Origin of the sequence: Rhodococcus sp. 05-2254-6 (genome assembly GCF_002258565.1) — a bacterium.
Classification (GTDB): Bacteria; Actinomycetota; Actinomycetes; order Mycobacteriales; family Mycobacteriaceae; genus Rhodococcoides.
The window spans coordinates 1-10,048 of sequence record NZ_NOZF01000003.1 but is presented as its reverse complement, the minus strand read 5'-3'; the positions used below and the strand labels follow the sequence as shown (position 1 = coordinate 10,048).

Genomic DNA, 10,048 nt, shown 5'->3' with positions numbered 1-10,048 from the left:
ATCGCGCTGCGCGCAGATTGCGCGAATGCTCTCGGCATAATCTTCGGGATTGTCACTGAATGTGCCGCGACGGGGAAATGTCGACGGCATCGGCACGGCGCTCACGTGAGGGAGGCGGTGTCCGCCTTTCCGGTTGTCATGAAGAAAAGAGTGACACGAGAATGGGGTGAGCGCAAGAGGGTCAGCCGCGCGACCGGAGGATCAACTGGGCCGTGCCGATGCCGTCGACATTTCCCCGTCGCGGCACATTCAGTGACAATCCCGAAGATTATGCCGAGAGCATTCGCGCAATCTGCGCGCAGCGCGATCGATGGCTCGCCTACGGCCTGAAGGCCGGCCCCTCCGACAGAACAGCCGCGGAATCGGCTGTGGCACAACTGTATCGAAGATCGGGGCGTCCTGAGCCGAAATTCTCATGGGTGGCATCCCCTGTAGCCGCCGCGGAATTCATGACATCTCGACCGATAGCGGACAGCGCAGGTGCAGGCTCCCTCATCGCAACACTGCTGTCGAGTTCACGCCGACGAATGGACCAGCGAATCGATCGGCGACAGATCGAATGGCCACAGCAGTACTACTACTCCGACAACAATGCACAGCGTGATCTGCAGGCGCGTATCGATGTCGCACGCCGTTCACCGACAGACGCGGCCCGCGCCGACATCAGTCCCGATCCGATCATTCGCCGAACCGTACGAAAGTCTCTGCACACCAGCCTCTTCGACGGAGTGGCCACGGCTGTCCGAACCCTCGCTCCGCGCCCCTTCGGCACCGTCAGCTGGTACGGACAACAAGAAGCCCATCGCGTCGCCTACTACGACATCTATCGCTCCTTCGGCCTCATGACGTTCGGCCGCGAGGACAACGAGCTTCTCGACATTCAATCCGCCCTCATCGAGTCGACGGGATGGTGGTGGGCGTTCGACGACATCGCAGTGATGTCAGAACGGCCGACGGCTCTGCACACCGAACCGATTCCGGATCCGGTGCACGGCGAAGTGCGACTGCATCATTCGACCTCCCCCGCGGTCGAGTTCGGCGACGGCAGCGGTGTCCATGTCCTCAACGGGACGGTGATTCCCGCTTGGGTGATCGACGATCCGACCGTCGAACGCATTACCGTCGAACGCAACGTCGAGATCCGGCGAAGCGCCATCGAACGGATCGGCTGGGATTCGTATCTGGACCAGGCCGGTTTACGACTGATCGACACCGACGACGACCCGGGTAACCCAGGCTGCATCCTGCAACTGTTCGCCACCCCCGCAGGATGGGGCGACGAGGGTCGAATACTGCTTGCCGTCAACGGTTCTCGCGAACGGGACGGGGAGCGCCGACGCTACGGGCTTCGCGTTCCCGGCGCGTTCTCGTCCGCGGTCGATGCCGCGGGCTGGACCTACGGTCTGGCCGGAGCCGATTACGGCCGACTACTCCGCAGAACCTGACCCCACACCTCGACAACACACCCCGACCACACACCCAAGGTGAAAAACATGAACTCGAACATCACGCTGTCCGCACTGACCGACCTCACCGGCCTCGACGTATTCGATTACCTCGACAAGGAGATCTCCGTGCCCGTCATCGACGGCCTGCAAGCCCAAGGCGATCTGATCGTCGTACCGTACGTACTGCTCGACGGCATAGTCGTCCCCACCGAGCAGACCCGTCGCGAGGATGTGCCCTTGACGGGAATCGAACTGTTGCGCAGCGCTGCGGGCGGCAACCCGCACAGCCTGGTCGCCGACGGCGGCATCTGCACGTGGCTCAGTCCCGTCCACGACGTCCGGGGTCTCGCCCTGGGAATTCTGGCCAACTCGCAGACGGCGTACCTCATTCACCCCGAACACGGAGCCACCGGAATCGCTCCGGGTCGATATGTCATCGGCCGTCAGCGTGAAGGCGGACAGGGCGGCTGGTTCCATGCGCCTCAGTTGATCGCCGACTGAGAACCAGTGGCCCACATCACATTGTTGCCGAAGTGCTAGGTCCATCTCACAAAGCAATTTTCGGTAGTAAGTGTGACGTTGTGTACCACTAAGGTTCGCGACATGACTGCTGTCGTCGTTGCGACTCATCCATGACCGGATCCCCCTCACCGGTCCAGAACCGACTCCTCGGAATCGGTCTCGTCGTACTCATCGTCATGTTCGTCGGGTGGAGCGTCACCTCGTACAACAAGACGTTCAAGGACGTCGTGACGGTCTCCCTCGAGACCGATTCCGTCGGTAACGCACTTCCCCGCAACGCAGACGTCAAGGTTCGCGGCATGATCGTCGGCGAAGTGCGATCGGCGACGACGGCCGGTGGCGTCGTGACCTCGGAGTTGGCCATCGAACCGGACATGGCCGAGATGATTCCGTCGAACGCCACCGCGCGACTGCTGCCGAAGACACTGTTCGGCGAGCGGTACGTCGCGTTGGAGTTGCCGGACGGCAGGCCCGGGTCGCCGATCACCGAGGGCACGGTGTTGAAGCAGGATCGCAGCGGCAACGCCATCGAGGTCGGACAGGTGCTCGACGGCCTGTTGCCGCTGCTCCAGGCCGTGCCGCCGGAGGATCTGTCGAACACCCTCGGTGCGCTGGCACAGGGTCTGAGCGGTCGCGGCGAGGAACTCGGCCTCACGATCGACCGACTCGAGAACATATTTGCCGGGCTCAACACCGAGCTTCCGGCCATCCAGGAGGACCTGCGCGGACTCGCCGACTTCTCGCAGACCTACGCCGACGCGGCACCCGAACTGATCGACGCGCTCGACAACCTGCGGACCACCGGCAACACCGTCGTCGAGAAGCGCCCGGCACTCGAAACGCTGTACTCCTCGGTCACGTCGGCCTCGAGCACGACTACTGACTTCCTCGACGCCAACTCCGCCGACATCATCGGACTGGCCGCGAACTCACGCGAGGCGCTCGAGGTGTTCGCCGAGTTCTCCCCGGCTGTCGGCTGCACCGTTGCCCAATTCGCCGAGGGTGCCAGACGCGGCCGAATCGTCACCGGCGTCGGCGACGAGTATCCCGGCATCAACGTCTCGATGCCCTTCGTCAACCCGAAGGGGCGGTACCTGCCGAACCAGGACGAACCGCGACTGTTCGAGCAGAACCGGCCCCCGAGCTGCCCCAGCCCCCTCGACCGTTCGGCGGGCGAATACTTCCCGCAGTACCCGGGCGGCTCCCCCAACGACGGCTCGTACCAGGTGCCGTCGAGAAACCCCGGGCAGCAGGACCTTCCGTCACTTCCGGCTCCGCAGCTCTCCCCCGTACCGGCTTCGTACGCGAACTCGGTCACCGAGCAACAGACCTTGGCCGTCGTCTACGGCGGGGCCACTGGAATCGAGCCCGACGCAGTGCCGTCCTGGACCACGACGGTCGGCGCTCCCGCACTCAGAGGAACGCAGGTCACGTTCAGGTAGGACCTACTGATTGAATGGACCGAAGACCCCGTCGACGAGCGCGGCGGGTAACGATTCAGGAGTACACACATGCCAGCCGATACGAACACCGCCGGATTTTCCATCCAGTCCAGCAACGACGGGCGCGCAGCCGTCATCGCGGTCGCCGGTGAACTCGACGTCACCACGGCCCCCGCGCTGTCGTCCGCGATCGAAGCGCAGATTTCCACCACACCGGCTGCCCTGATCGTCGATCTGAGCAAGGTCTCGTTCCTGGCCTCGGCTGCCATGACCGTGCTGGCGTCGACGCAGAAGGATCACGGAGACACCGTTGCCTTCTCGGTCGTCGCCGATGGGCCGACCACCAGCCGTCCGATCAAACTGATGGGTCTCGACCAGGAATTCGCGCTGCACGCCGATCTCGCGTCAGCCCTCGCCGCTCTCGACTGACTCCACTCCCAGCGCCATCACTGCTGCGTCGTCGGCCAAGCCGTCGCCGAAGCTGTTCAGCAGTACCCGTAGGTCCTCGACGATGACTGCAGGCGACGCCGGGGCGTGGGCAGTCGCGAATTCCAACAGCGCGCCCTCGTCGTCGTATCGACCTGTGCCCACCTTGGCCTCGGTGAGGCCGTCGGTGTAGAGCATCAGGGTGTCGCCCGCGCTCAACGTCACGGTGGCAGGCACGAAGCGCGCATGACGCAGAATCCCGACGAGTTGCCCGCCCGTCATGTGGACGTAGTGCGCACTGCCGTCGGCACGCATCACCAGTGGCGGCGGATGACCGCCACTGGCCATGCACACCTCGAATCCATCGGCCGAACGACTGAGCACCCCGAACACCGCCGTGCAGAACTGCGCGTTGTTCTCGCGGAATTCCTGTCGCAGAACCGAATCCAGATTGTGCAGTACAGCGACCGGGTCGTGGTCGTACACCGCGGCAGCGCGCAGGGTGTACCGCGTCAACGACGTCACGGCCGCAGCCGATGCACCCTTGCCACACACGTCGCCGAGAAAGAATCCCCAGCGGTCGTCCGACAGCGGGAACAGATCGTAGAAATCTCCACCCACCTCGTCGCTCGATGCCGCGTGATAGTGCGCGGCAGCGGTCATTCCCGACGGCGGCAGCAGGGCTGGCGGCAGCAGTGACCGCTGCAGTGTCTTGGCCAGCAGCTCCGCTCGCGTCCGGGACTCGAGCAACTCGCGTTCGTAGGTGCGACGGTCCCTGGCGTCGAGCGCGGTGATGCGAATGAGCACCGGCGTGTCCGACTCGTCGGTCTTGACGTTCGCGGTCATGAATACAGGCAGCCGACGTCGATCGGACGTCACGAAATCGAGCGCGATGCCGTCGAGCTGACCGTACATCCGCAGAATCGGACCGAAATGGGTCTCGTAGTGGATGCGCCCACCGGCGGTGAGAAGTTGGGTGAAGTCGGTCCCGATCAGGGCGTCGACCTCGAAGCCGAGCCAGCCCGCCAGCGTCGCGTTCAGCCTCGCGATCCGCATGTCGGGATAGACCGACAGGTAACCGCACGGCGCGTTCTCGTACAGATCCTCGATGTCGAGCTCGTGCATTACGCCGGTCTCACGAAGGCCGCAATCGCCTCGGCGGTCTGTTCGGGTTGGGTGACGTGCGGGCAGTGCCCGCTGGCGTCGAGCGTCTTCAGAGTGCTGCCGGCGATATGTTCGTGCACGTATCTGCCGACCTGAGGCGGAGCCAACGAATCGCGTGCGCAGTCGACGATCATCGTGGGCAGGGTGACCCCGGCCAGATCGGCGCGATTGTCGGACAGAAAGGTGGTGCGCGCGAACACCCGTGCGCACTCGGGGTCGGTTCGGCAGAAGCTCGCGGACCACATGTTCTCGAGATCCGGCCGATCCGGCGCATTGACCACGATCGGCGCCATCGACGCGGACCAGCCCAGATAGTTGCTGTCCAACGACTCGAGCAGCTCGTCGATGTCCTCGCGGCTGAAACCCCCGCGATAGTCACCGTCGTCGATGTAGCGCGGAGACGGCGTCAGGAGAAAGAGCTTGGAGAATCGCTCGGGTGCCGCCTGAACCGCGAGAACGCCCATCATCGACGCCACCGAATGCCCGACGAACGTGACGTCACGGAGGTCGAGTTCCCGGACGATGTCGATGATGTCGTCGGCATAGGCGTCCAGCGGCGCGTACTTGTCGGCATCCCAAGCAGCCGGGTCCGACGCTCCCGATCCGACGTGATCGAACAGCACGACCGAAAAATTCGGGGCCAGGATGTCGGTGACCGAGCGCCACAGCGTCTGGTCGCATCCGAAGCCGTGAGCCAACATCACCACGGGACCGTCGGCAGCCCCCACGACCTTGACGTTGTTCCTGATGCGCGCACTCACCCGCACAGTCTGTCACCTGGCTACGACAGCGGGGAGTGAGACTGCCCCGACCGGGTATGGCCTGTATCTACAGAAACGAGAAATCTCATGCGAGTACTGGTCACCGGTGCAACCGGATACATCGGATCCCGGCTGATCCCGGTCCTTCTCGAGCAGGGCCACGAGGTGCACGCGGCCATGCGCGATCCGAGCAAGAAGTCGCGTTTCGCCTGGGGCGCGCACGTCACCGCGGTGCACTTCGACCTCGACGATCACGAGACCTTCGACACCGCGACCGAGAATGTCGACGCCGTCGTCTACCTTGTGCACTCGATGGACGAGGGCGACTTCGTCGAGAAGGATCGCCACGCCGCGCAGTCCATGGCCGCCGCCGCCGAGCGCAACGGCCTGCGCCGGATCGTCTACCTCTCCGGCCTGATCCCCGACGACGGCACCCCGTTGTCGGATCATCTGCGCTCTCGCCTGCAGGTCGAGGAGGTGTTCCTCGACAGTTCGGTCGACGCCACCGTGCTGCGCGCGGCGATCATCCTGGGTTCCGGATCGACGTCGTTCGAATTGGTGCGTCGCATGACCGAGCGTCTACCGCTGACACCGATTCCGACGTGGATGCGCAGGCAGGTGCAGCCCATCGCCGTCGTCGACGTGGTCGCCATCATCGCCCGCGCCCTCGGCGACACCGCACGCCCAGGAACGTTCGACATCGGCGGAACCGAAACGATGAGCTACCCGGAGCTGCTGCAGGCGTACGGCAGCGTTGCCGGTCTGCGTCGCGCACAGATCCCGGTGCCGCTGTTGCCGACGGGATTGGTGGGGCGCGCCGTCGCCATCATCACCGGCATGCCTCCCGGCACGGTGATCTCGTTGGTCGACAGCCTCACCCACGACATGGTGGTGCGCCGCGGGAACGCGGCAACGGAGGTGTTCGCCGAACCCGGTACCTCGCTGATGAGCGTCGAGGAGGCCCTGGAGCGTTCGATCACCGTGACCGCCGAGGAGGGCACCGATGCCCACGCCGATCCCCAGGCTTCCGCCGACACCGATCCCGAGTGGGCAGGAGGGGTCGTCGACATCGTCGACGGCCAGGTGCGGCAGCGGCCGTCGGGCATCCTCGGAAAGGCTCAGCTCGGGGCTACCCGCTGACCGATATCGGCATAGTGGTGGGCCCACGGCACGGCTCGTTCCAACTGTCCGGCCAGTTGGACGAGCAACGCTTCGCCGCCCAGCGGAGCGGTGAAGTGCGCACCCATCGGGAGTCCGCTCGGCGTCCAGTGCAGCGGAAGCGACAGCGCCGGGCGGCCGGTGACGTTGGCCAGTTGGGTGTACGGAATCCACGAGATGTTGTCGTCGATCATCTGGTCGACGATGCCGGTGTGCCGAAGCAGACCGGCGGTTCTACTGCGCAACAACAAGTCCGACGCCATTTCCAGTGGCTTCGCGAGATCGAATGCACCGATCTTCGGCGGTAGCTCGGCAATCGTCGGGGTCAGCAGCAGATCGTAGGTCTCGAAGTACGTGGCCAGAGCCCGCACGTGCACGTGGCGACCTTCCACCGCCTGGAGGTAGTCGACGCCACTGGCGGATCTTCCCAGCGCCGCCATGATCCGGGTGTCTCGCTCGAAAGAGTCGTCACCGCAACCGGTTCGACGCTTGACCTCGTCCATCTCGTAGGCCAGATAGGTGAACCAGGCCAGCAGGAACTCGCGATTGAGGCTGGCATCGTCGTACGGCGGGGCGTCGAGAAGTTCGACGGTGTGGCCGAGTTCGGTCAGTGTCTTGGCGGCAGACTCCATCGCAGCGACGGCCTGCGGATCCGGACTCGGATTCACCGACGTCGCCGCATACATGCCGATTTTCAAGGCCTTGGGGCCCTGCTCCGTCCGTGACAGGAAGCTCCCGTCCGGCCGGGCGGGCGAGTAACCGGATGTCGCCTCGCCACCGGCCAACACGTCGAGCATCGCGGCGGTGTCGCGTACCGATCTCGACACGACGCCCTGCACTGCCGCTCCGTGCATCGCCTCACCGAACGTCGGTCCCGACGGCACCAGCCCGCGGCCGGGCTTGAGGCCGACGAGCCCGCAGCACGACGACGGAATGCGAATCGAACCGCCACCGTCGCTCGCCCCTGCCACCGGGACGATCCCGGCCGCGACCGCAGCGGCAGATCCGCCCGACGAGCCACCGGGAGTTCTACTGTGGTCCCACGGGTTTCGAGCCGGGCCGAACACGGTCGGCTCGGTGATTCCCTTGGCACCGAACTCTGGGGTGTTGGTCTTGCCGAAGATGACCAGGCCTGCGTCGAGCCAGCGCTGCACCACCGTTGCGTGCTCGGGCATCGGCAGATTCGTCAACGAGCGGGATCCGCTCGCGGTGGGCACCCCGGCATAGTCCTGCGAGAGATCCTTGATCAGAAACGGCACACCGGCGAACGGCCCGTCGAGCGTTCCCGCCAGTTGCTCGTCCGCCTGCTCCGACATGAGGCGAACGATCGAATTGAGCGACGGGTCGATCGATGTGGTCTGCGCAAGAGCACAATCGAGCAACTCGCGCGGCGTCACCTCACCGTTCGCTACCAGTTCCGCCAGGCCGAGGCCGTCGTACTTGCGATACTCGTCGATACGCATGGCGTCAGCCTAGGTCCCGGGACCGTCGCCGGAGTGCCGAACTCGCAGTTGTGCGGGGATTTCGGCCCAATATCGTGCACAACTGCGAGTTCGACGAGGCGGGAGGTTGATTTCACCCCGCGGCGATGTCCGACGGGTGCCCGGCGAGTGGAGTCACGTCGATGCTCATGTACGGAAACAGCGGCAGATTCCACAGAATCTCGTGGAGTCGCTCGTTGTCCCGCACATCGAAAATGCTCAGATTCGAGTACTGGCCCACCAGCCGCCAGATGTTCACCCATTCACCGTCGCGCTGCAACTGCTGCGAGTACGCCTTCTCTCGGGCGAGAGTGTCGGTTCGCACGTCCCCATCGAGATCCTGCGGGAGCGCGACGTCCATCTTCACTGCAAACAGCATGTCGCTCAGGCCTTGTCGAGAACGAAGTCGTAGGTGACTTCCTATCCGCCGTCGACGTCGTGCGGGTCGAGAATGAGCTCGGGCTTGACCGCACTCGCGACGTCGTCGTCGTTGTGGGCGTCACCGGGGAAATAGAGCTGGGTGGTGATCTGCTGATGACCTGCTGCCGCGACCTTGAGGTGCAGGTGCGCGGGACGCCACGGATGCCAACCGGCAGCCGAGATCAGGTTTCCGCACGCTCCGTCGGTCGGAATCTGGTACGGCGCAGGCTTCATCGTGTGAATCCAGAACTGCCCCTGATCATCTGCAGTGACCGTGCCGCGCAGGTTCCACTCCGGGATGCCCGGTGCGAACTGCGAGTAGAAGCCGTCGGCGTCGGCATGCCAGATCTCGATGACTGCATGGGGCAGCGCGGCCCCGTCGACGCCGCGCACCTGCCCCTTGAACAGCAGCGGGGTGCCTTTCTCGCCGTCGCGGGTGGGAAGGATCGCCGCGGAACCGAGTTCGGGTGCATCGGGAACGTAGTAGGGGCCCTCGATGGTGCCCTTGCTGCCCTCGCGGGACTCTCCGGCCACCTCCTCGACGACGTGTTCCACCCATACGTCGAGGAAGAGCGGCCACTCTCCGGTCTGCCCGACGTTGATCAGCCATGCCTTGAGGGCGTTGTACTCGTCGTACGTGACCTTGTGTTCGCGGACGGTGTCGTGGATCGCCGAAATGACCTGGCGAGCAAGCAGACTCACGCGCTCGGGTGGGGTGTCGGCAGCGGCCTGCTTGTCGGAGGTGAAGCGCTGGGTGGCGTTCGCGCCGGACGCGGCGGCGGTGGCCACCTCCGCGGACAGATCTGTCGATGCTGCGTGGTCGATACTCATGGTGAAACTCCTCGTTCTCGGGGCTAGGTGTCGATGCGGTAGGTGGAGAGTTTGTGAGGGTCGATGTCGATGCCGTGACCGGAACCGGCGGGGACGGTGAGTTCTCCGTCGCGGATCTCGAGCGGCTCGGTCACCAGGTCGTCGCTCATGTCGAGGAAGTTCGAAAGTTCCCCGGCTCGACGCGACGTCAGGTCGAAGGCGGCACCGAAGGCAACGGTGCAGGCCGAGCCGAGTTGACCGTCGATCTGGTTGCCCATCACCACATCCAGGCCGAGGCCCTCGCACAGGTGATGGATTCGCGTCGAGTCGGTGAACCCCGTGCGGGCGGTCTTGATGCTCACCGCCGTCGCCGATCCGCCGAGGATCTCGCGAGTCACTTCGGCAGGCGTGGTGGC

General features: G+C 64.7%; 11 protein-coding genes. 5 read left to right on the top strand and 6 right to left on the bottom strand.

The window, feature by feature from the left end:
- The first annotated feature begins 218 nt into the window (after nucleotides 1–218).
- The 4 genes from CH256_RS00200 to CH256_RS00185 all read left to right on the top strand — a co-directional run bounded on the left by CH256_RS00200 (nucleotide 219) and on the right by CH256_RS00185 (nucleotide 3,841).
- Nucleotides 219–1,445, top strand: coding sequence for a DUF6745 domain-containing protein (locus CH256_RS00200; RefSeq protein ID WP_094668555.1), 1,227 nt, complete (start codon nucleotides 219–221; stop codon nucleotides 1,443–1,445).
- A 48-nt stretch (nucleotides 1,446–1,493) separates the two neighbouring features.
- Nucleotides 1,494–1,949, top strand: coding sequence for a hypothetical protein (locus CH256_RS00195; protein WP_068054403.1), 456 nt, complete (start codon nucleotides 1,494–1,496; stop codon nucleotides 1,947–1,949).
- Nucleotides 1,950–2,080: 131 nt separating this feature from the next.
- Nucleotides 2,081–3,412: an MCE family protein gene (locus CH256_RS00190; RefSeq protein ID WP_094638846.1), complete on the top strand. Its 1,332-nt coding sequence runs from the start codon at nucleotides 2,081–2,083 to the stop codon at nucleotides 3,410–3,412.
- Between the two features lie 69 nt (nucleotides 3,413–3,481).
- On the top strand, nucleotides 3,482–3,841 hold the full coding sequence (locus CH256_RS00185; RefSeq protein WP_068054398.1) for an STAS domain-containing protein: 360 nt from the start codon (nucleotides 3,482–3,484) through the stop codon (nucleotides 3,839–3,841).
- Here the strand turns inward: CH256_RS00185 and CH256_RS00180 are convergent.
- Both CH256_RS00180 and CH256_RS00175 read right to left on the bottom strand, forming a co-directional pair.
- Nucleotides 3,818–4,963, bottom strand: a complete 1,146-nt coding sequence (locus CH256_RS00180; protein ID WP_094668554.1) for a PP2C family protein-serine/threonine phosphatase — start codon at nucleotides 4,961–4,963, stop codon at nucleotides 3,818–3,820. The genes CH256_RS00185 and CH256_RS00180 overlap by 24 nt on opposite strands.
- Nucleotides 4,963–5,763, bottom strand: a complete 801-nt coding sequence (locus CH256_RS00175; RefSeq protein WP_094668553.1) for an alpha/beta fold hydrolase — start codon at nucleotides 5,761–5,763, stop codon at nucleotides 4,963–4,965. The genes CH256_RS00180 and CH256_RS00175 overlap by 1 nt, the downstream gene beginning before the upstream one ends.
- Before the next feature lie 87 nt (nucleotides 5,764–5,850).
- On the opposite strand from CH256_RS00175, the gene CH256_RS00170 reads away from it, so the two are divergent.
- A complete protein-coding gene (locus CH256_RS00170) occupies nucleotides 5,851–6,903 on the top strand; it encodes an NAD(P)H-binding protein (protein ID WP_094668552.1) in 1,053 nt (350 codons plus the stop codon).
- Here CH256_RS00170 and CH256_RS00165 read toward each other — a convergent pair.
- From CH256_RS00165 to CH256_RS00150, 4 genes are all read right to left on the bottom strand, one after another.
- The gene (locus CH256_RS00165; protein WP_094668551.1) at nucleotides 6,882–8,384 is read right to left on the bottom strand and encodes an amidase; all 1,503 of its coding nucleotides are present in this window, start codon (nucleotides 8,382–8,384) and stop codon (nucleotides 6,882–6,884) included. The two genes, CH256_RS00170 and CH256_RS00165, sit on opposite strands and share 22 nt — an antisense overlap.
- Nucleotides 8,385–8,496: 112 nt before the next feature.
- Entirely contained in the window at nucleotides 8,497–8,781 is a 285-nt protein-coding gene (gene catC / locus CH256_RS00160) for a muconolactone Delta-isomerase (RefSeq protein WP_094638852.1), read from the bottom strand.
- 41 nt (nucleotides 8,782–8,822) lie between these two features.
- A complete protein-coding gene (gene catA / locus CH256_RS00155) occupies nucleotides 8,823–9,653 on the bottom strand; it encodes a catechol 1,2-dioxygenase (protein ID WP_094668550.1) in 831 nt (276 codons plus the stop codon).
- A gap of 23 nt (nucleotides 9,654–9,676) precedes the next feature.
- Nucleotides 9,677–10,048 (bottom strand): enolase C-terminal domain-like protein (locus CH256_RS00150; protein ID WP_306438691.1); only part of this gene is annotated, 372 nt, incomplete at its 5' end.